This window comes from Nostoc sp. JL33, assembly GCF_017114985.1.
GTDB lineage: Bacteria > Cyanobacteriota > Cyanobacteriia > Cyanobacteriales > Nostocaceae > Nostoc.
The window spans coordinates 44,593-67,672 of sequence record NZ_JABXKP010000012.1 but is presented as its reverse complement, the minus strand read 5'-3'; the positions used below and the strand labels follow the sequence as shown (position 1 = coordinate 67,672).

Here is a 23,080-nt window from a genome sequence, read left to right as displayed (position 1 = left end):
ATTAAAATAACGGCTGAAGACTCACGACTGAGCGGTTAGGTTTATTTATATATATGCCGAATTAAATTATTTAGTTATTTGATATTTTCATCAATCAGAGAGTAAGTTTTTTAAAATCGATAATTTTGCCAAACATCAGGCAGAGTTAAACCCTAATGTAAATTAAATAGACAACTAAGCAACTAATGCCAAGAAAAATTACTTTAACTAAAGATACAATTGTAAAGTTAAGAAGTTGACCAGTTACAAGGTATACAACATGCTGGAATTATACCAATGGGAACTCTCTCAATACTCAGAGAAAGTGCGCCTAATTCTAGATTTTAAAGGACTAGATTACCGCAAAATAGAGGTTACGCCTGGGATTGGACAAGTAGAACTGTTCCGGCTGACTGGTCAGAAACAAGTCCCAGTATTAAAGGATCGTAATAGATATATTGCGGATTCTACGGAAATAGCTAAGTATTTAGACTTAGAGTATCCCGATCGCCCAATAATACCGCAAGATCCCAAACGACGGGGTTTAACTTTATTAATAGAAGAATGGGCTGATGAGTCTATAGGCATTAAAGGTCGCAAAGCACTATTTGCTGCAATAAGTCAAGATCAAAATTTTCGCAAGTCTTTATTACCGACCTCAACACCAGATATATTTAAAAGTCTGGTTGAAGGAGTACCTAGTGACTTCTTGACACTGTTGGGTTTTGGGGTAGGTTATAGCCCAGATGTGATACAGTCAGCGATCGCATCCTTAAAACAAGACTTGGAAGCGTTGACATTGTTACTGGCAGATAGTCCTTATTTAACAGGAGATGAGCCGACTTTAGCTGACTTGGCGGTGGCTGGCTTATCGATATTGCTCAAGTTCCCCGATGGGCGGTATCTAGATTTACCAGCTTCTATTAGAGGTAAAGGATTGCCAATCTTTACAGAGAATATAGATTATGAACCATTCTTCACCTGGCGCGATCGCCTTTACACCCAATTCCGTAAACCTTTAATTGTTACGACTCCACCAACCGGAAGTGCGCCCACTTCGATTCAAATTGATTAGGTAATGGGGCATTGGGCATTGGGCATTGGGCATTGGGCATTAATTATCATTCCTAACTCCTAACTCCTAACTCCTGACAAATTCGCAACTTTTGCCCTATGCAATTACAATTCAACGTAAGAGATAGCACCAACAATCATGTAACTAATTAGATGAATTCGGCACAGCCATTAGGTTCGGTCATTCAAGGTTCTCTAACTGAAGGTTTAGAAGTACGATTGCATCCTGACATTTCTGTGGAAGATATGCGGGTGGGTAAGTTTCTCGTTGTGCAAGGGATGCGATCGCGCTTTTTTTGTATGCTGACAGATGTAGCATTGGGAGCTGCTAATGCCCGAATTATTGCTAATCCTCCCAATTGGGAAGACACTTTTTTACGAGATGTTTTAGCCGGAAGTGGCACATACGGTACTATCAACCTCGCGCCGATGTTGATGTTCACTCCCGAATCTGAAGAATCTTTATCGCCAACAAATGGTAAATCGGTAAATCCCTTCCTCCCATCGATGACGGGTTTGGCTTCATTCGTGCCACAAACTAGTACGACGATGGAATTGTTGCCTGTTAAAACTATTCCTAGCCACTTTAGTCAAGTTTACGATGCAAGTGTTGACGATTTTCGCCGGGTATTTGGCTGGGAAGATGACCCCCAAAGGCGCAATTTTTCCATCGGGAAACCTTTGGATATGGATGTGCCCGTTTGCATCGATTTGAACCGCTTTGTAGAACGCAGTAATGGGATTTTTGGGAAATCTGGTACTGGTAAATCCTTTCTAACACGGCTAATTTTAGCTGGCGTTATCCGTAAAAGTGCGGCAGTAAACTTGATTTTTGATATGCACTCTGAGTATGGCTGGGAAGCTGTTGCAGAAGGTAAAAACGTCAGTACTGTTAAGGGCTTAAAGCAACTTTTTCCTAGTAAGGTGGAAGTCTACACCCTCGACCCGGAATCGACAAAGCGTCGGGGTGTGCGTGATGCTCAAGAACTTTATTTAAGTTACGAGCAAATAGAAGTTGAAGATATTAAGTTATGTAGTCGAGATTTAGGACTCTCTGACGCAGCCTTAGATAACGCCAATATTCTATATAGCGAGTTTGGCAAGTCCTGGATTGTCCAATTGCTGAACATGACTAATGAAGAAATCGAAATGTTCTGCGACGAAAAGCGCGGACACAAAGGCTCGATTATGGCATTGCAGCGCAAACTCTTGCGGATGGATAGTTTGAAGTATATGCGAGCGGTTTGCCCCCAGAATTACATTAGTAAAATTGTGCAATGTCTGGAATCTGGGAAGAATGTTGTGATAGAATTTGGTTCCCAGTCTAATATGCTCTCTTATATGTTGGTGACAAATATGATCACCCGACGTATTCACGAGCATTACGTCAAAAAAGCCGATAAATTCCTCCAAAGCAAAAATCCTAGCGATCGCCCCACGCCATTGATGATTACCATTGAAGAGGCGCACCGTTTCCTTGACCCAGGAGTGGTACAAAGTACTATCTTTGGGACTATTGCCCGTGAACTGCGAAAATATTTCGTCACACTTTTGGTAGTTGATCAACGTCCATCGGGTATTGATAATGAAGTTATGTCCCAGATTGGGACTCGGATTACCGCTTTGCTGAATGATGAAAAAGACATTGAGGCGATTTTTACAGGTGTATCTGGTGGTAGTGGACTGCGATCGGTATTGGCAAAATTAGACTCGAAGCAACAAGCATTAATTTTGGGTCACGCCGTTCCGATGCCAGTAGTAGTACGTACCCGTCCTTATGACGCAACTTTTTACGAAGAAATGGGTGAGCCAGCCTGGGAAGAAAAACCTGACGCAGAAGTATTCGCTGCTGCTGAACTAGCCAAAGCTGACCTGGGATTCTAGATAGTTATTTCTCATTGGTCATTTCCGGTTGGTTATAATGATCAGTCCTAAGCAATGACGCCACTTGCTACCCTGCGGGAACGCCAAAGGCGAACAACCAAGGGAACCCCAGCAACGCCAGTGGCTCTCCAATGCCCAATTCGTAACATCCCTCCATCCTCACAGCAAATTAAGTTCGGTTATCCGGCTAGTTTTTGGCAACAGAAGAGGGGTTTTGGCGTCACTATAGATATAGTAAGTAATTTCAAGGAAGTTTAATTTTTTTTTGCAAATGGGCAATTTTGAATTATAATTATATGCTTTCTCTTAAGATACTTTACTATCTGCCTGATTTATAGTAATATAAAGCTAAGTAGAACTCATATCGACTTCGGATTTTCTAGTTGCTGTCAGTAACTGCCCAAAAGAAAAATTCTCAAAAACAGCCAGTGTGATTATAAGAGATTGAAAATTTAAGGAAGGTAGGGGAACCTATCATTGGAGGCTTACCGTCTTAACAACGGCTATATCAATTGATAATTACTTTTGGTAGCTCCCGATATTTCCTGATAGATGTACTACCTTTATCCATCGATTTTAAGAAGAAAATATACATTGTGTTTACGGAGTAGAGGATAACGCACCAATGCCTACTGTCAACACCCAAACGGAGAACCTCAACACTAAATTCACGGTTGATATGGTGCGAACCTATCTACGTGAAATTGGTCGTGTACCACTGCTAACCCGTGAACAAGAGATTGTCTATGGGAAGCAGGTGCAACAAATGATGACGCTGATCGACGCTAAGGAAGCCTTGGCGAAGAAGCTGCACCGCGAACCGAATATGTCAGAGTGGGCTGACCAAGTTGAACAATCGGAAACGGAAGTACAACAAACGGTGGCGCAAGGTAAGCGGGCAAAGCAAAAAATGATCGAAGCGAATTTGCGCTTGGTAGTTGCTATTGCCAAAAAATACCAAAAGCGGAATATGGAGTTTCTGGATTTAATCCAGGAAGGAACATTAGGATTAGAGCGGGGTGTAGAGAAATTTGACCCAACCAGGGGTTATAAGTTTTCAACCTATGCTTACTGGTGGATTCGCCAAGCGATTACCCGCGCGATCGCCCAGCAAGGTCGCACCATCCGGTTACCGATCCACATTACCGAGAAACTGAATAAAATCAAAAAAGTGCAGCGCGAGTTGGCTCAAACCTTGGGGCGATCGCCGACTCCAGCCGAAATTGCCAAAGAACTAGAACTAGAACCTGCTCAGATCCGCGAGTACCTGAATATGGCGCGTCAACCAGTGTCTTTGGATGTGCGAGTTGGCGAAAACCAGGATACTGAGTTGCAAGAAATGCTCGAAGATGACGGCCCATCACCAGAGTATTACACCAACCAGGAATTCTTACGCCAAGACTTGAACAACCTGCTAGCAGAACTAACCCCCCAACAGCGAGAAGTTGTAGCCTTACGCTTTGGTTTAGAAGATGGTAATGAAATGTCATTGGCGAAAGTGGGTGAGAGATTGAGTCTCAGCCGTGAACGCGTCCGTCAGTTAGAGCATCAAGCGTTGGCTCATCTGCGTCGCCGTCGTGCCAATGTCAAAGAATACGTTGCTAGCTAATAACCAGAGACGCGGAATTTCGCGTCTCTACACCACCTTGGTGATCCGCCTCCTGAATTCAGGGGGCGATTTTTTTATGCTGACAACCAGGAAAAATATTTGTCAGAAACAAGATCCGCGACTTCCAGTTCTACGGAGATAAATCTGAGAAAAAATATCAGTATTTTTATTACCTGAAAAATGTAAAAGCTAAGATTTGACATCCTCACTGCCCTATAAGGGACGGTGATTCTCTAGCAATCAAATAATCGTAATTGTTCGTATTCTAGGTGGAATAAAGAATAAATACTCGAACTGATGGTAATCTAAGATTGTTGAGCTAAATTAAATAAAAACTTTAGTTTTTGACAGTTTTCTTTTTTGGACAATAGTAATATAAGTCGTTAACAAAGTCTTTGACAATTAAGACTTGGTTATAATTTAAGTAAGTTCTAGAGAAGTTAGTTAGTTTTTTAACAGGAGAAGTAGGGTGCTTAACAACCTTCATCAGTTATTATCTCCCCGTCAGTGGGTAATTTCCCTCGCGGGCTTAGGCTTACTTCTCGGTTTGGGCTTTATAGGCAAGCAGACTCAAGTAGTACCAGTTACAGATTCTCCATTATCATCGGCTCAGATTCACAAAAGCTCCGAACCGTCTCTTTTGTCGCAGCTAAGAAGAGTTCGAGAGCAGAGAAGTCAACTAAATGCGGCTTCTGGAGATAGAGAGCTTTTTGTCCATAAGAGCGGAAAAACACAAGCTACAACCACCGCGCTGGTTCCAGGTTCTCAGGGAACTACACAAGGCGCAGGAATTTTACCAGAAGCGAATTTTCCTGAAAAAGATGGGGTTTATCTCTATGGTCAATCCCCAAAACCAAACCAGCTTGGTCAAGGTTACATCATATTTCAAAAGCAGCAGGACAAGGTAACGGGTGCATTGTATATGCCCCAATCAGAGTTTAATTGTTTTCAGGGTACACTCAACCGATCAGGAGAGTTGGCGATGACGGTTAATGGTTCACCAAATGAAGCCAGCTCTAATCAGTCGAATCAGGTAGCTACAAGCAGCAGACTGCCTAAGGTCGGTGAAGATGAGTCAAGCAGTTATGCTTACTCCGTGGCTCTGCAAGATTTTCATCGGTTAAATTCTATCACTGCTAGCGATCGCCGCACATTGCAAATGTGCAAATAATCTTCAAGTTAATACTCAATTCCTGGTTGCGCCTTAACACCTTGATCGCGGAAAGGGTGCTTAACTAAGGTCATTTCTGTTACGAGGTCAGCACGCTCAATTAAAGCAGCCGGTGCGCCTCTGCCTGTGAGAATAACGTGCTTGTTAGCTGGTTTTTGCGCCAAACCCGCTAAAACGTCTTCTACTGGTAAGTAAGCCATTTTGAGAGCGATATTGATTTCGTCTAACAATACCAGATGAAAGTCTGGGTTGCGGATGTATTCTAATGATTTCTCCCAGGCGGCGCTAGCTTTATCAAGATCGCGATCGCGGTCTTGAGTTTCCCAGGTAAAGCCTTCGCCCATTGCGTGAAATTCTATCTGGTCTTCCCAATAGCTGAAAACCCTTTTTTCGGAAGGTTCCCAGCTACCTTTGATGAATTGGATGATCGCTACTTTATACCCGTGACCTAGCGATCGTAACACCATCCCCAAAGCCGCAGTGGTTTTACCCTTACCGTTACCAGTATTTACAATAATTAACCCTTTTTCTGGTACAGCTTGTGCTATGCGTAAATCCTGCACTTCTTTGCGTCGCTGCATCTTTTTGCGATACTGTTCATCAGTCAGAGATGAAGACATGACTTCATCAATCAAGCGCCCAATCTCTTTGTCTGGGTTTAATTCTTCTGGTGTATCGTTTTTCATCAACCTTGTCTATAAATAACTCTTAAAAGTGTTGATAATGAACCAAAATCGTCTTACTTATCTAATTTCACTTAAATCACTTGATTGGAAATGTTCACTAAGTTTTCATGGGAAATATTAATAGTGCGTTAGCTTGATTAACATGATTTGCAGACAATTATGGAAATCCATATGATATACAAACTGGACTTATAATTTGAGTTTACTATTACTGTTTTAAATAATTTAATATGTTCATTAAAGCACTTTACTCAGAAAATTTTGTCATTCTCTCGTTTGGTACAGTCATGAGTTAGACTACTAACTGAGGGCAATGACCACCTGTACATTTGGCTTAACTATCAGAATTATGATGTCTGATGTCGGGAGTTGTGCATTTATGGATGTTGTTGTCTCCATTTTTCCCATAATGGCTGAACATCCTCTGGTTGCCCGTCATAATTGAGCAATTGGTCTGAAATTATTACCCATGACGCACTGCCTGTCCAAATGTTGCCCACTGGGCGTAACCAACTTGTATCATCTAACGTTCCGGCTTTGACATTGATAGTATTTGGGTTGTAAGTCCGTTCATGGAACAATCGCGTTCCGCAGTCGCCACAGAAGAGGTTATTTACTTCACGTCCGCTATCATTTTTCCGAGTCCAAGCTTTCGGTTTTCCCTGAACAATCATAACAGCATCTCGTAGTACTGTGAGAGACATTCCAAAGGCACTAGACGATTGTTTCTGACACTCCTTGCAGTGGCATAGGTAAAGGGTTAACGGTTGGGCATGAATTTCGTAACCAATTTGTCCACATTGACAACCTCCAGTATATGGAATCACAGGTTTTATCTCTTGACAATTTGTGTTGCTTCATTGTAACTAAAGCTATCTCAATCTTGAAGCTGGTTGTAGAAGACACAAACAGAAGACACGGGCACACGGGAACATTTTTATTGTCCACGTCTCTCTAAATCTCCCTCATTCTTCATCTTCATCCAATTCATCGTCCTCACTCCAATACTGTTGAGGTGCATTTCCGTAAACTTCTAAAATTTTTGCTTTTTTGATTTTGTTATCAGCCGGATTAATTGCTTCTAACTGCACATCAAATTCCCAATTATCACCAAAATCATAAAGATAAGTCATTTTAGCGCCCGGTTCTAGAGACAAGTCACCAATCTGCACTTGGTCTGCAAATGGGGGTGTTTCCATGTAGGGATGACCGATTTTGATTATACGACCAAAACGGTCTTTATAGCTAAACTCATATAAATGGTCGTAGTCAAAATCAAAAGCATCGAGAATTGTCTCTGCTAGCCAGCTTAATGGTTTTTTTGCTGGGATGGCGATGCGTCTCCAAGCCTTAGAAACGGACACTTTAAAAAGATAAATACCATCAGTAAAACCTGGCTTTGGAACAAATAAATTATGCTTCCATTCTGCAAAGAATGGTTGTAAATGTGACTGCAATTTTCCAAAAGTCACATTGACATCATCCTGTAATTCTCCTCGTATCCCCAGAGGAAATAATAATTGCAACATAGCATCACCAAAGGGCAAGCGTTGTAAACTAGTAATTCGCCACCCTTTGCCTTCTTGTGGTTTTCCTTGCTTGATAGATAAAAATCCAAATAACTCTAACAGGGCAACGTTATGCAGACCTGGGTAATAACTAATATCGTGTTGGTCTTCATATTTAGAAAATTTTAAACCTTTTTCTGGGACGCGAGGCCAAAGTTGAATGCATCTAAATAAATTCCCGAACGAGTCTTGGTGCTCACCCAAAATTTCGTTATTTCCCCAAATCAACCAGGCTTCTAATAAGTTGAAATAGCGTTCTGTTGGGTTGAGATTTGACCAAGATTCTAAGGTGGCTGCGTCTAATATTAAAATTTGCTTCTTCCCTTGGGATCTAATTTGGGCTATCCCAGAACTGCGTAATAACAGATATAGTCCATTAATGTAGGGGTATGATTTCTGTACGGGGCGTTTGAGTTTAGTTTCAATTGGGTGACTTAACCGAGAATTAAGTTCTGATAGGACTTTTAGCGGTAGAAGGTTATTAACACTACTCACTTCTACTCCATTTGGTTGCAAGAAATCTATCAGGGTTTGAAAGTCATGCAGAATCGTACCGGGTTGATTTTGATCAATACTGAGTTCTTGTAGAAGTTGTTGTTGTGACTCTGAAAGGGTTGGCAGTTCAGGATTGAGTGTGCGTTCTAGCCGCGCAAATAAATCTTCCATAAATAAAAATTCTAAATTCTAAATTCACAATTTAACCTTCCGTAAAACCCTGTTCTCTTTATATTATTACTTCAGGAGTTAGCCTAAAAAACATCGACCCGCCAAGTGTGACCGCAGGACTATCAATACCGTAAGCTTAATCAAATGTGAATAATAATATTTTCACCTTCTACTTGACAATCCCAGGAGTTTGATATGAATAGTAACACTCGTCTACAGATGATTTTAGCTGATACACCTATTGATACAGTATTAAGAGCGATCGCTCAACTAAATCTACCTAACTGGTGGTTAGCCGGGGGTGCAGTCCGAAACACGGTTTGGCATTCGATTTTTGGCGAGAATTGTCGGTTAGGTATTAAAGATTTTGATATTGCATTCTTTGATATAGAGGGGAACCGTTCCCAAGAACTAGCAGCAAAGGCGACTCTCACAGAACAATTTCCTCATCAGCAGTTTGATGTCAAAAATCAAGCTAGTTTTGCCCGTTGGCGGCTTGGTAGCAGACCCTACAGTAGTACAGAGGATGCGATCGCAGATTGGCTGCACACCGCTACTGCTGTGGGAGTTCGACAAGATACACAAGGCCAATGGCAATTTTTCACTCCCTATGGGTTGGATGACCTGTTTGGCGGCATTATTCGACCTACGCCAGCACATATTCATAACCCAGATGCCGATAATAAAGCATCTGGGTTTTTGCAAAAGTGTCCTTATCTGCGATCGGCGTAAAAGTTACAGTCGGATTTTAGCCACGGTTTCCGTTACAAGAAAATAATCGCTTTTCAATTTACAGCCCTTGGGTACGCAATCCCAATGTTAATAATTTTCTCCTACTGGGAATAATTAAAATAGAACCCCTTTCACGACAGAACAGGGGGTGATGCTAATTTTGTAACTTTATAGTCAAAAATCAATGCCAAATCGGACTGGATACCAAATCAACTCAACTCTCCACGAAGGAATCCAAACAATTATTTATCAAACCCAAACGCCAAAGACGCAAGAGCGAGTTATCCTCAAGCTGCTTAAAAACGAATATCCTACTCTCGAAGCCTTTACTCGCCTTAAAAATGAGTATCAAATTCAGCAATATTTAGACCATCCCAATATAGTTAAAGCCATCAGTCTGGAAACCTTTAACAATCGGATGGGGCTGCTGTTAGAAGACTTTGGTGGTCAGTCTTTAACTCAACTGCTACAAACAGAAAAACTTGACTTAATTAACCATTTAAAGATTGCTATTCAACTGACTAAAGCTTTAGATTATTTGCATAATAACCAGATTATTCATAAAGATATCAAACCCAGTAACATCATTATTAACTCCCAGACAGGTCTAGTTAAACTTACTGACTTTGGTATAGCCTCCCGCCTGAATAAGGAAAACCCCCAATTTAATAATCCTAACTGCGTTGAAGGCACACTTGCTTATATGTCTCCCGAACAAACTGGGAGAATGAATCGTATTCTTGATTATCGCACTGACTTTTATTCTCTTGGTGTGACTTTATATGAAATGCTCACAGAGCAAACACCATTTTTTAGCGAAGATCCCCTAGAAATAGTTTATAGTCACATTGCCCTTCAACCGATAAACCCGCAGTTATTAAATCCACAAATTCCTAGCGTTATCTCTGAAATTGTGATGAAGCTGATGGCAAAAAATGCGGAAGACAGATATCAAAGTGCTACAGGATTACTAGCCGATTTAGAATCGTGTCTCAACCAGTTAAAAACTAAGGGGATAATTGCTGATTTTGTTCCAGGTCGTTTAGATATCTTGAGCCAGCTATTAATCCCCCAAAAATTATATGGTCGTGAACAACAAGTTAATGAACTGTTAGCTGCATTTGAGCGCGTTGCTAACCCCCCTGAATCCCCCCTTGGTAAGGGGGGACTAAGGGGGGTAGAAATGATGCTAGTTTCTGGTTATTCTGGCATTGGCAAATCAGTTTTAGTAAACGAAGTTAATAAACCGATTACTCGCAGACAAGGATACTTTATTTCTGGTAAATTTGACCAATTAAAGCGAAATATACCTTATGCTTCTTTAATTCAAGCTTTTGCTTATTTAATGCAGTATCTGCTCACAGAAAATAATCAGAAAATAGAAATATGGCGGAATAAAATCTTATCAGCTTTAGGAACAAATGGAAAGGTGATCACAGACGTAATTCCAGAAGTAGAATTAATTATCGGTACACAGCCGGAAGTTGCCCAAATTGGAGCAACAGAATCACAAAACCGCTTCAATTATGTTTTTAAAGAATTTATCCAAGTTTTTACTCAAAAAGAACACCCCTTAGTCATCTTTTTAGATGATTTGCAATGGGCAGATTCAGCCACCTTAAATTTAATCCAACTCTTGATTACTGACACTGACAGCAAATATTTGCTATTTATTGGTGCATATAGAGATAATGAAGTTAGTCCGGCACATCCTTTAATCCAAAAAATAGAAGAAATTAAGAAGAATGGCACGGTTGTGAATAATCTTGTATTGCAACCTTTAAATTTAGAGAATGTGACTAATCTAGTTGCTGAGACTTTACAACAAACAGAGTTTAAGCAGGATACAGAAACCAGAGCTTTTAACAAAAACATTATTCAATTAGCTGAATTAGTTTTTAATAAGACAGGTGGGAATCCATTTTTTATAACACAACTAATTCAGGCGCTTCATCAAGAAAAGCTATTAATATTTGACTTTTTAAATGTTAAATGGCAATGGAGCCTAGAGGATATTCAAGCAATTGGAATAAGCGAAAAAAATGTAGTTGAGTTAGTTGCCAGCCGAGTTGAAAAGCTACCAAAGTTTACCCAAGATGTTTTAAAATTAGCAGCTTGTGTAGGTGACAAATTTAGTCTGGATGTTTTATCGATAGTCAATGAAAAATCAGCTTCTTTGACAGCAAATGATTTACACTCGGCTTTGCAAGCGGGATTAATTCTGCCTTTAAGTGAAGCTTATCGTATTCCTTTAGTTTTTAATCAAGAAGAAGCGGTTAATTTAAATTTCGATACTTCACGGGTGGGTTATAAGTTCTTGCATGACAGAGTACAACAAGCAGCATATTCGTTAATTCCAGAAGAGCAAAAAAAATCTACTCATTTAAAAATAGGGCAATTGCTTCTGCAAAATATACCTAAGGGGGAAATAGAAGCCAATATTTTTGATATCGTCAATCAGTTGAATGTAGGTATTGTTAACCTAATAAAGCAATCTGAAAAAACTGAATTGGCACGATTAAATTTAATTGCAGGGCGAAAAGCTAAAGCTTCTACAGCTTACGAAGCTGCTCTTAAGTACTTCACAAATGGGATAGAACTTTTAAATGTAGATGCTTGGCAAACTGAATATACCTTAACCATAGGTTTATATGAAGGAGCCGCAGAGGCAGCCTATCTAGGTGGTAATTTTGAGCAGATGCAGCAATGGGCTGAGGTGGTGCAGCAACAAGCCACAACCCTTTTAGATAAAGTGAAAGTCTATGAAGTACAGATTATCGCTTCTATAATTCAAAGTAAACAATTGGAAGCGATCAAAATAGCAGTATCAATTCTGCAATTGTTAGGAATAAGTTTTCCAAATGAACCGACATCAACTGATATTCAGCAGGGGATGGATGAAATTTCTACTTCTTTGAAAGGTAAAGCGATGTCTAACGACAAGCCACTGCGCGTCTACGCAGATTTAATTAACTTACCATTAATGACTGATCTTAATAAGATTGCAGCGATGAGAATTTTAATGGGAGTTCTCCCTGCGGCTTTTCAAACTGCTCCTGCAATGATGCCAATCATTGTCTGTAAAATGGTCAATTTGTCCTTAAAGTATGGGAATACAGCTGTATCTGCCTATGGTTATAGTCTTTATGGATTACTTCTTTGTGGAGTTCAAGGAGAAATTGATTCTGGCTATGAATTTGGTAAACTGGCTTCAAGTCTGGTGTCACAATTTGATTCTCAAGAACTTAAGGCTAAGATTCTGACAGTTGTTAGCGCTCATGTTATGCATTGGAAAGAGCATGTTAGAGAGACATTAACATCAGCAATGGCAGGGTATTCTAGTGGTCTGGAAACTGGAGATTTAGAATATGCTGGCTATTGTGGTTACATTTATCCCTATCATTCATTTTGGCTCGGTAAGGAACTTTGGGTTTTAGAAAAAGAACTGATAGCTTACTGTGAATCGCTAAAAAAAATCAAGCAACAAGTAGCTTTAACTTGGAACCTAGTATATTTACAAACAGTTTTAAACTTGAAAGGAAATTTTGAAAATGTGGACTGTTTAATTGGAGAAGCCTACGACGAGCAAAGTATGCTGCCAATTCATCAGCAAGTAAATGATCTTTACACAATTAACCATTTATTTGTTAATAAACTAATGCTCTCTTATATATTTGGGGAGTATTTTAAAGCTGTAGAAAATGCTGCGATCGCAGAAAAATCTTTAGGTGGTGTTACAGGGTTATTTGTTGTTCCACTGTTCTATTTTTATGATTCTTTAGCCCACTTGGCAATCTATCATACTGCTAAAGAGTCTGAGAAGCAAGCTATTCTGGAAAAAGTCCAAGCTAATCAGCAGCATATGGAACTCTGGGCTACTCATGCTCCAGCTAATCACTTACACAGATTTTATCTTGTAGAGGCAGAACGCTATCAGGTTTTGGGTCAAAAGCTTGAAGCAATGGACTACTATGAAAACTCTATTGCAAAATCTCAACAAAATGGTTTTCTCCAAGAAGAAGCTTTAGCCTATGAGTTAGCAGGAAAATTTTATCAATCTCTAGGTAAAGAGTTAATTCATCAAACTTATATAACTAAAGCCTATTATGCCTATATTCGTTGGGGTGCGATCGCTAAAGTTAAACACTTAGAATCAAAGCATACTTTTCTAGTAGGACAAACTACTACTATAGAAACTACTACTTCAAAAATAGATACAATTCACCTTACTACTACCACGACTACCAATAGCAGTTTGAGCGATTTTTTAGATTTTAATTCATTCATAAAGTTTTCGCAAGCGATTACCAATGAAATCGTTTTGGAAAATTTGTTGGGCAAGCTAATCAAAATTTTACTAGAAAACACTGCGGCACAAAAAGCAGTACTACTCCTACTTAAAGATAATCAACTATATATCGAAGCTTCTGGAAATACTGCTGACGATGTAGTGACAGTTTTACGCTCTATTCCTGTTGAAACCTATCAGGATTTACCGCTCTCTGTGATTAATTATGTTTTTCGGACTCAGCAATATCTTGTATTAAATGATGCGATAATTACAGAACCTTTTAACTTTGATATTTATATTCAGGAATCTCAAACAAAATCAATTTTTTGCTTGCCTATTATTTACCAATCACAGCTTACGGGCATTATTTATTTAGAAAATAAGCTATCATCAGGGGCTTTTGTGCCAGAAAGGGTAGAAGTATTAAAAGTTTTAGTTTCTCAAATGGCTATTGCGATAGAAAATGCTTGCTTGTACACAAGGGAACAAGACAAATCGAGAGAATTAGAACAGTCAATAAAAGATTTACAAGAGGCACAACTACAAATTATCCAAAGCGAGAAAATGTCTTCTCTGGGGAATTTAGTTGCAGGTGTAGCACACGAAATAAACAATCCTATTGGTTTTATTACAGGTAGTATTGTCCAAGCAAAAGATGTCGTGACTGATTTAATAGACTATCTGCAACTTTATCGAGAAAAATTCCCAAATCCTGGCGCTGAAATTGAAGAAAAAGCCGAAGAAATAGATATAGATTTCCTGCTAAAAGATTTACCGAAAATGATTGATGGCATGACAGTGGGGACACAACGCATTCGTAACATTAGTACTTCCCTCCGTACTTTCTCTCGTGCTGATACTACTTCTAAAGTGTTAGCTAATATCCATGAAGGCATTGATAGTACTTTGCTGATTTTACAGCATCGTCTGAAAGCTGATCATAATCGTCCCGCCATTCAAATAATGAAACATTATGCAGATATCCCCTTAGTAAAATGCTATTTGGGACAATTGAATCAGGTGTTTATGAATATTATTGCAAATGCAATTGATGCTTTAGAAGAAGGAAATATCGGTCGTAGTTTTCTAGAAATTGAAGAAAAATATCCTACTATTATTAATATTGAAACTAATATATTAGAGGATGAAAATGTGGTGATTAAGATTCAAGATAATGCTAAAGGAATGACAGAAGAAGTTAAAGGCTGCATTTTTGAGAATCTATTTACTACTAAAGGCGTCGGAAAAGGTACGGGATTAGGATTATCTATTAGTCGGCAAATTATAGTAGAAAATCATGGTGGAAGTTTGATTTGTGAATCCGTCTTGGGACAAGGAACACAATTTATAATTTCAATTCCTATTTTGGGAGAATAATATTTCATAGCAGAGGCGCGTTAGCAAAGCGATACGTAATTTCGCGTACAGTGTCTATCAGATAATACGCTTGGGTTGAACGAACGCGAACAACGCCCCGTAGGGAAGTGAAACCCAACATCAAGTGTTAATTGTTGGGTTTCGTTCCTCAACCTACGCAGGTTAAGGTTTTTATGGCTATAGCAATCCTATTTGAGTTGTGAAAATTACTTTTTAATCGAACCACTCCAGGCGCAGAGAAGCCAGTGCGCCCTTGCGGTTCCCCGACTTGTAGCAACTGGCGCGACACAGAGAGAAGAATCAACAGAAATTTTCACAAATGATTTAGGACTGCTATAACACCAAGCGTATTTGTCTATTAGAAGGAAAATTATTTTCTGCTAAACCTATTATTTCATAGCAATTATATTTTAGTTGCGTAAATCGGAAAAATAAAGATTATTGGATAGTTAAGAAAAGTATATAACCGCTAATTTCACTACTTAATCAAATCAATACACAAATAGTTGAGTTTACCACTTACAAACTTAATAATTACCTGTTATAAATGATTATATAGTTCAACTCTTGTACTAGCTTCGTAATTTTCTAAAAAATCAGCTTTTTGTCTGAAAGCGCACGTAAAATCTAGCTTTACCTGTAATAAGTTTAGCCTGTTTTAATGAGCTAAAATCTTCAGCAAAAATGTGAGTTTACAGCAAGTTATAAGATGCGAAAATCGTAAAAATTAAGGTGGCTATCCTGTGGAAAAAAAAAGAGAAAATGGGCGAATAGTTTCAAAGGCTATCTCGTTTCTGTTAAATCGTATAACTTTGATTGTGCTTGCAGTCACTTTTGTGCTGTTTATTGGAGGTAGGTTTGAGGTAGCAAGTGCAACTCAACCCAACGCGGAATTAGAAATTCAAAAATTAACATCCTGTTACGCGCTGGGAACTGATGCTATTGGTAGAGGAAATCTCCTAGAGGGAAAGAGTATTTATCGGGATTGTTTTACTCAAGATGCAGTCCTCACTGCTATTTTTCCTGATGGGGCAACTCAAACAAGTTATGGGACAGATTCTTGGGCAGATTTTGTCTATTCAGTATTCCAAGGAAATGGATATCAAGCTACCCAACATTTAATGGGTACGATAAACATTTCAGTTCAAAATAATCAAGCAAGGATGACCTCTTACCTTCATGCGACTCACAAACGTTCTGAAACCAGCATTGATGTCGCTAATGGTACTTATGAAGATAAAGTTGTCAACATAAATGGGCGCTGGAAAATTCGTAATCGTACCCTTAAACTAATCGATTTCTTGAACCTCAGTTCTCCGAATACTGATTCTTCAAGCACTAATTCCTCAACCACTAATTCCCGAACTGCTAATTCATCGACTACTTTGGTAAGACCAAAGATACCTCACTTAAAGTAGTAGTCGCTCAGACATGAATGCCACTAATAGGTTTGGATAAGTATTCTTCAGTTCCCTTATGGTCTGGGAAAAAGGTAAGAAAAAAATGGTAAGGGGTGAATTCAAATATTCACTCCTTTTTTCTTTGCTACTTACCGAATTATAGTGCGAGACAAAACACAGTTTAGTATTCAATAATTTAGTGAAAATATATCCCAATCTAAGTGTTGGCAAAGCTGTAAAATCATCCTTTATTCTGTTTGATACGTGAGTATAGAAGTTCGCGTAGGCGTAGCCCGTCGTAGACATCGCTCCGAGGATTTACAATTAAGCATGGACTATTACCGCCACTTCCATTACTTACAATAACGACAGTAATGCCGGATTTCGGACAAACTCCTAAACAACTGCTGCTAACGACCCGAAATTCACCCCACAATCCCTCAAATTTTAAACGAGATTTCAACCAATTCTCTAAGTCTTCCGAAGCCGTTGAGCTTCTGCTAGTTGGATGAAAACTATTTGATCGCTCGTTTGCACATTGTGAACACACAAGCACCAAACCAGACTCCCATCTGGGAGAAACACTGGGAATAGAAGTTTCTAACGGGTGAGAATTTATTAAGGGCGATGTCTGCTGAGAATTGGATGCAAACCTCTTGAAGATACGTTTGAACAATCTCTTAATACGCTGGATCAGCTTTTTCATGGACGAACCTATTTGTTTCTCTGAACAACTTAAAAAGACCTCTAAGAAGGTTTTACTACGTAAAACCGTCCCTCTCCGAGGCGGAGAGGGATAGAGATAGACTTGAATTTTAGTTCAAGGTTTGTTGAACAGGATAGTGGAAATTTCAGGTTTAGTCTGTTCTGGTAGATCATTAGACATAGGAGTGAAAAAGAATGTAGAGACGTAGCAATGCTACGTTTCTACAAGGGTTCTAAATAACGCATATTTAATTTTTGGAGATGTCTATTGTAAATGTACGACAAAAATTATTAAGCCACGCTAGGACATACCTTAACCGAAACGCCCTGAAATGTAGTCGCGGGTGCGGGGATCTAGTGGGTTGTTAAAGATTTGCTCTGTAGCGCCAAATTCAACCATTTGACCAATCCGACTTTCATCGGTGCTGAAGAAAGCCGTAAAATCAGAGACGCGAGCGGCTTGCTGCATATTGTGGGTAACGATCGCAATTGTCAACTGAGACTTCAAACTATGGAGCAGTTCCTCAACTTTCATCGTAGCGATCGGGTCAAGAGCCGAGCAAGGCTCATCCATCAGCAGAACTTTCGGCTTGACTGCTAAAGCACGGGCAATACATAATCTTTGTTGTTGACCACCAGAAAGCCCTAAACCGGATTTATCCAACTTATCTTTGACTTCATTCCAAAGAGCTGCACTGTGAAGTGCAGATTCGACAATTTCATCTAATTCTACTTTGGAATACCTGCCTGCTATCCTCATACCGTAGGCAACATTTTCGTAAATACTCAGGGGAAAAGGATTCGGTTTTTGAAACACCATACCAATTTGGCGACGTAAGCGATTGATGTTGACACGAGGAGCATAAATATTCTGACCAAAAAATTCTACATCTCCTTCAACTTTCACAGGCCCTTCTAATTCGCTAATCCGATTAAGAATTTTGATAAAAGTAGATTTACCACAACCACTAGGGCCAATAATTGCGGTTACTTGATTCTGACAAATATCTATTGATACCCCTTCGATCGCCTTGATTGTGCCATAGTAAAAGCTGATATTTTTAACTTTGATAGCTGGAATTAGGTTATTCATACTTGCCCAAGGTGCGAAACAACACAAAAATTTATTTTTAGTTTATTCTTCTCTGTCTAATAACTAAGCGAGAGAGAATACTGACACATAAAATTAAGCCAAGTAGAACTATAGAAGTAGTCCATACTAATTGGCTTTTTTCCGGGTCGGGGTCGTTGTAGAGGTTAAAAATTAATACTGGTAAGGAAGCTGTTGGACTTAAGAATCCTTCTGACCAATCTAGACTAAATAAGGCAGTAAAAATTAAGGGTGCTGTTTCACCAGCAGCACGAGCTACAGCTAATAAAATGCCTGTAGTAATTCCGGGAATTGCAGCAGTTACAACGATGCGAAAAATAGTTTGGAAGCGAGTTCCGCCTAAAGCAGCCGAGGCAAGCCGTTGAGATATGGGAATAAGTTTTAAGGATTCTTCTGTTGTCAGTATAATCACAGGTAGCATAATTACGGCTAAAGCAAAACCACCTGCGATCGCACTAAATCCTTTAGTTACCAAAACTATCACACCGTAAGCGAATACGCCTACAACAATTGAAGGCACGCCTGTAAGAATACTGCTGATAAAACGAACTACCCCAGTAATTGGGTTGGTTTGACTAAATTCTGCCAAGAAAATTCCTGTCATTATCCCTGTGGGAATGCTCAATATACCACCAATTAATACCATGATTATGGTTCCCAGTATGGCATTGCCAAAGCCATTGTCAATCACTGCTTTGACAAACATATCTGATTTCAGCCCAGATATTCCCCGGACGAGAATTTCCCACAAAATTGATAATAAAGGAATCAGTGCTAAACCTGTCAAACCAAAGGCGATCGCATTCATTGCATAAGTAAATATTACTCGCTCTGTTGGCAGAGGACTGCATAATTCTATCGCCAATTCATCAGTTTCAGACTGGATGGAACCACTCATATTTTTTACAAATTTTGATTAATAAATGTCTTACTACATTGAAATGGAAATATTTATGGCAACATTAAACTGAAATAGGATTATTTATTTTTCCTGCCAACCCACTTCACCAAAAGTACAGCGCCAATATTCACAGCTAAAGTTACGCCAAACAAAATCAATGCCAAATAACTGAGAGCGCCTATATGCAATCCCGGTTCAGCTTCCGCAAATTCATTAGCTAATACAGAGGGAATTGTATAACCTGGAGCGAGTAAAGAAGCACTGATTTGAGCCGAGTTACCAATTACCATAGTCACAGCCATTGTTTCGCCCAAAGCACGTCCTAAGGACAGCATTGCTGCACTCACCATTCCAGAAAATCCAGCTGGTAATAAGACTCGAAAAATTGTTTCCCAACGGGTGCCACCCAAAGCCATAGATGCGCTACGTAATTCTTTAGGAATAGCCATTAAGACATCACGAGTAATTGCTGCCATTGTCGGCAAAATCATGATGGCTAGAATAATTCCAGCAGTCAACATATTAGTCCCAGAAGGGTCTTCTGTATTAAACAGGGGTATCCATTTCAAAGTGCTGGAGAGCAACTTTTGTAGAGGTTCTAGAACTGGAATAAAAACAAAAATCGCCCACAAACCAATAATGACACTGGGAATTGCTGCAATTAATTCAACAACAAATGCTAAGGTTGTTCGTAACGATGAAGGTAAGAAATTTTCACTCGTGACTAAGGCTACTGCTATCCCCACTGGGACAGCCAATAAAATAGCGATCGCACTACTCACCAAACTTCCATAAATATAGGGTAATGCACCAAAAATCTGATTACCTGTATCCCAATCTTGATCCCACAAAAACCCCAGTCCAAACTGTTTAATGGCTGGCAGAGCCTCGTGTGAAATTACCCAACTCATCACAAATAGCACTGCAACAGTAATCACGGCAAAAAAGTATACTAGCCATGTAAAACCTTGGTCAAACCATAAATTTGTGCCGCCGATAGCTGTTAAATTGAAATTTTCATCGCCTAGATTTGAATTATTTGATGAATTTCTGTCGGCTGGTTCAGATGAATTTGCCATTACAAATCAATAAAATAGATTTTTTTATTACTAATAGAGTGAGTTGTTAATTCACTCTATTAGGAGAGGAAAGTATTCATCAGTGCTGAGTGAAATTATAGGGTTTCCTAATCACATGAGGTACATCATAGCCCCCTCCTCGCTTGCGGGGAGGGGGTTGGGGGTGGGGTTCTTTGTACCTCACTCAACCGATAACTGCAATTATTGTTTTTTACTCAGCACTCTTTCGGTAAGATTCCAAATTAAGGCTTGACAGAGCTATTTACTGTCTGAAGCACCCGATTTACCACATCAGATGGAATTTTGGTGTAGTTGAGGTCATCGTTATATTGTTGACCATCTTTCAATACCCAATTAATCCATTTCTTGACAGCATCAGCTTTGGAAGCATTAGCATACTGTTTGTAAACCATCATCCAAGTAAGACCTACAATTGGATAACCCTGTGCTGGTTCTCCTACGAAAACGCGATAGTTTTCAGGGAAATTCACAGTTGACAAAGCTGCATTTGCAGATTCTAAAGAAGGAGCAACAAATTCTCCTTTCTTATTTTGTACCAGTGCTGATTTCAGGTTATTTTGGACAGCGTAGCTATATTCTACATAACCAATAGAACCGGAAGTACGAGATACTAAGGCAGCTACGCCTGGATTGCCTTTACCTTTGAGGACGTTTGGCAAAGTCCATTTGGGAGCAGTGTTAGTTCCAACTCTGCCTTTAAAATAACCACTGGTAGCACTCAAGTGATTGGTGAAAATGAAAGTTGTACCGCTACCATCAGCGCGAACAACAAATTTAATTGATTGATTTGGTAGATTTACGCCCGGATTATCAGCTTTAATTTTTTGGTCATCCCATTTGGTAATTTGACCTGAGAAAATTGCTGGTAGTGTAGCGCGGGACAATTTAAGATTATTAACGCCAGGAAGATTGTAAACAACAGAAACGGCACCGCCTGCTGTAGGTACTAAGATTACACCGTTCTTAACTTTAGCAATTTCATCATCTTTCATTGCAGCATCACTACCACCAAAGTCAACTGTTCCAGCGATGACTTGACGAATACCGCCGCCGCTACCAATTGCTTGGTAGTTAATTTTCAAGTCGGGATATTTCTTTTTCACTTCACGAGCATAGCGTTCGTAAAGTGGAGCCGGAAAAGTTGCTCCTGCACCATTGAGAGTTTCAGCTTGTGCGATCGCACCAAAAAATGGACTAAGTGCAACAGAAGTTGCCATCACTGAAGTAGCAATGACACGATTCAAGATGGTAGTCGAAAAAATCATATTACCTCTAATTAAAGGAATACTTTTATGCTGTAATTTCAGCCTTAAGATAACTTACATTTTTTATGGTTAAGCATGAATAAACAACAGATTAATATCTGATTAAATCTTGCTTTTAAACATACCTTAATCTTTTGTTTATTGATATTTGATTAGCTAGATTAGTTGAGCAATAATACTCTATAGATAGGAAGCATTGCTTCTTGTTCATCAGATAGTTCGGTATGATGCGTTTTGGCATATCATTTATGCGTCTTGGCGTATTTCAGTGCAAGAATCGTAGATTGACTTGAACGAAGTGAACAAAATATCTTCTGTTACTTTTGGGCAAAAACATTAATGCTAAACTAATCCGATTAATAGATGATGTTTTTTTACATAGTTAGTAAGCTAAAACACATCTAAGAAAGCATATTAAAAAATTTTCAACATTTTGTGGGGTGGGCATCTTGCCCGCCTTGATTATGCAACTTAAATGCTGATTAGCTTCTTTACCTTATTCTAAAATATTTTTTAAATTTTCCAATCAGCCGCCATCTAAATTATTTCATGTTTGCTTGCGACTACAATACATTACTAAAAGTATAAATAATCCTATCCCTACCAAATATTTAATCGGTTCCGGTACGCTGGGATTAGGGGAAAAAAAGCCTTCGATCGCACCAGCCATAATCAACATTGGTACAATCCCAAATACTAGCTGCACTGCCTGAGAACCATACAATTTCAGTGCATCCCCACGGCGATATTTACCAGGAAATAAAATTGCTCTTGCTAATAAAAATCCTGCACCCCCAGCAAAAAAGATCGCGGGTAATTCCAAGGAACCATGCGGAAACACAAACGCCCAAAAAGGATAAGCCAGATTATTTTGACCAACTAAAGTACCAACAGCACCAATCAATAAGCCATTAAATACCATCAAATAAGTTGTATATGCTCCAGCCGTGATGCCACCAGCAACAGCCCCAAAACATACCGACAGGTTATTAATCATAATACTGCTGGATGCCAGAGGTTCAACACCGACAATTGACCCCATCCACAATTTATGCTCATCTCGCACCTTGGTAATCAAGCTTTCAGGTACTATCAACGACATAAAGCTAGGATTTTGCCAGGAATACCACCAAGCTACTAGCGCCCCCAGTAGAAACAGTGCCGTCGCCGCAGCAATATATGCAAATGTTTTCTGAACTACAGATGGTAATCCCCATCGGTAAAATTCTCGGATTGCCTGCCATTCCTGTCGCCGCGAACCTTGGTAAATCTGCGTATAGGCACGAGTTGTTAAAGATTGTAAACTTTGGATCAAAGTATTGCCGATTTGTTGTGTACGGGCACGAGCCAAATCTGCCGCTACTGAACGATATAAACTCGCTAACTCTCTAATCTCTGCTGCCCGTAAGGACTTTAACCCTTTTTTTTCTGTCTGCCTTAATAGGGCATCCAAACGCTGCCAATTCGGTTCTCGTCGCGCAATCCAACGTTGAATATTCATGAATTTTCGGAACACTGAGTTTAACTTAGCTTAAGATAGCCTCAACTTCATCTCCGTAGT

At 39.4% G+C, this 23,080-nt stretch carries 17 protein-coding genes; 8 read left to right on the top strand and 9 right to left on the bottom strand.

The window, feature by feature from the left end; translation table 11 throughout:
• Window positions 1-259 precede the first annotated feature (259 nt).
• From HWQ23_RS02665 to HWQ23_RS02645, 5 genes are all read left to right on the top strand, one after another.
• The gene (locus HWQ23_RS02665; RefSeq protein ID WP_292823242.1) at window positions 260-1,054 is read left to right on the top strand and encodes a glutathione S-transferase family protein; all 795 of its coding nucleotides are present in this window, start codon (window positions 260-262) and stop codon (window positions 1,052-1,054) included.
• 152 nt (window positions 1,055-1,206) lie between these two features.
• Window positions 1,207-2,937 (top strand): helicase HerA domain-containing protein, encoded by a 1,731-nt coding sequence (locus HWQ23_RS02660; protein WP_292823240.1) that lies wholly within the window; start codon window positions 1,207-1,209, stop codon window positions 2,935-2,937.
• Between the two features lie 54 nt (window positions 2,938-2,991).
• Window positions 2,992-3,195 (top strand): hypothetical protein, encoded by a 204-nt coding sequence (locus HWQ23_RS02655; RefSeq protein WP_292823238.1) that lies wholly within the window; start codon window positions 2,992-2,994, stop codon window positions 3,193-3,195.
• 367 nt (window positions 3,196-3,562) lie between these two features.
• Window positions 3,563-4,546 (top strand): RNA polymerase sigma factor, RpoD/SigA family, encoded by a 984-nt coding sequence (locus HWQ23_RS02650; RefSeq protein ID WP_292823236.1) that lies wholly within the window; start codon window positions 3,563-3,565, stop codon window positions 4,544-4,546.
• Window positions 4,547-5,015: 469 nt separating this feature from the next.
• Entirely contained in the window at window positions 5,016-5,717 is a 702-nt protein-coding gene (locus HWQ23_RS02645) for a hypothetical protein (RefSeq protein ID WP_292823234.1), read from the top strand.
• An 8-nt stretch (window positions 5,718-5,725) separates the two neighbouring features.
• Here HWQ23_RS02645 and cobO read toward each other — a convergent pair whose 3' ends face one another.
• From cobO to HWQ23_RS02630, 3 genes are all read right to left on the bottom strand, one after another.
• Window positions 5,726-6,403 carry a cob(I)yrinic acid a,c-diamide adenosyltransferase gene (gene cobO, locus HWQ23_RS02640; protein WP_292823232.1) on the bottom strand — a complete coding sequence of 226 codons (678 nt, stop codon included), beginning with the start codon at window positions 6,401-6,403 and terminating at the stop codon, window positions 5,726-5,728.
• A gap of 377 nt (window positions 6,404-6,780) precedes the next feature.
• Window positions 6,781-7,230 (bottom strand): GFA family protein, encoded by a 450-nt coding sequence (locus tag HWQ23_RS02635; protein WP_292823230.1) that lies wholly within the window; start codon window positions 7,228-7,230, stop codon window positions 6,781-6,783.
• A gap of 138 nt (window positions 7,231-7,368) precedes the next feature.
• Entirely contained in the window at window positions 7,369-8,637 is a 1,269-nt protein-coding gene (locus HWQ23_RS02630; protein ID WP_292823228.1) for a plasmid pRiA4b ORF-3 family protein, read from the bottom strand.
• Window positions 8,638-8,832: 195 nt separating this feature from the next.
• Here HWQ23_RS02630 and HWQ23_RS02625 point away from each other — a divergent pair, with 195 nt between their 5' ends.
• The 3 genes from HWQ23_RS02625 (at window position 8,833) to HWQ23_RS02615 (ending at window position 16,455) form a co-directional block, all read left to right on the top strand.
• Entirely contained in the window at window positions 8,833-9,369 is a 537-nt protein-coding gene (locus HWQ23_RS02625; RefSeq protein ID WP_292823226.1) for a nucleotidyltransferase family protein, read from the top strand.
• Between the two features lie 184 nt (window positions 9,370-9,553).
• On the top strand, window positions 9,554-15,037 hold the full coding sequence (locus HWQ23_RS02620) for a trifunctional serine/threonine-protein kinase/ATP-binding protein/sensor histidine kinase (RefSeq protein WP_292823224.1): 5,484 nt from the start codon (window positions 9,554-9,556) through the stop codon (window positions 15,035-15,037).
• Window positions 15,038-15,855: 818 nt separating this feature from the next.
• Window positions 15,856-16,455 (top strand): nuclear transport factor 2 family protein, encoded by a 600-nt coding sequence (locus HWQ23_RS02615; RefSeq protein WP_292823222.1) that lies wholly within the window; start codon window positions 15,856-15,858, stop codon window positions 16,453-16,455.
• A gap of 223 nt (window positions 16,456-16,678) precedes the next feature.
• On the opposite strand, the gene HWQ23_RS02610 is transcribed toward HWQ23_RS02615, so the two are convergent.
• The 6 genes from HWQ23_RS02610 to HWQ23_RS02585 all read right to left on the bottom strand — a co-directional run bounded on the left by HWQ23_RS02610 (window position 16,679) and on the right by HWQ23_RS02585 (window position 23,020).
• Complete coding sequence (locus HWQ23_RS02610) at window positions 16,679-17,143, bottom strand: (2Fe-2S) ferredoxin domain-containing protein (protein WP_292823220.1); 465 nt, start codon at window positions 17,141-17,143, stop codon at window positions 16,679-16,681.
• 312 nt (window positions 17,144-17,455) lie between these two features.
• Window positions 17,456-18,235, bottom strand: coding sequence for a phosphate ABC transporter ATP-binding protein PstB (pstB, locus tag HWQ23_RS02605; protein WP_292823218.1), 780 nt, complete (start codon window positions 18,233-18,235; stop codon window positions 17,456-17,458).
• Between the two features lie 37 nt (window positions 18,236-18,272).
• Window positions 18,273-19,151: a phosphate ABC transporter permease PstA gene (gene pstA / locus HWQ23_RS02600; RefSeq protein ID WP_292823216.1), complete on the bottom strand. Its 879-nt coding sequence runs from the start codon at window positions 19,149-19,151 to the stop codon at window positions 18,273-18,275.
• Window positions 19,152-19,231: 80 nt separating this feature from the next.
• Window positions 19,232-20,233 carry a phosphate ABC transporter permease subunit PstC gene (gene pstC, locus HWQ23_RS02595; protein WP_292823214.1) on the bottom strand — a complete coding sequence of 334 codons (1,002 nt, stop codon included), beginning with the start codon at window positions 20,231-20,233 and terminating at the stop codon, window positions 19,232-19,234.
• Window positions 20,234-20,475: 242 nt separating this feature from the next.
• On the bottom strand, window positions 20,476-21,519 hold the full coding sequence (gene pstS, locus HWQ23_RS02590; protein WP_292823212.1) for a phosphate ABC transporter substrate-binding protein PstS: 1,044 nt from the start codon (window positions 21,517-21,519) through the stop codon (window positions 20,476-20,478).
• 547 nt (window positions 21,520-22,066) lie between these two features.
• Window positions 22,067-23,020 carry a stage II sporulation protein M gene (locus HWQ23_RS02585; RefSeq protein ID WP_292823210.1) on the bottom strand — a complete coding sequence of 318 codons (954 nt, stop codon included), beginning with the start codon at window positions 23,018-23,020 and terminating at the stop codon, window positions 22,067-22,069.
• Window positions 23,021-23,080 lie beyond the last annotated feature (60 nt).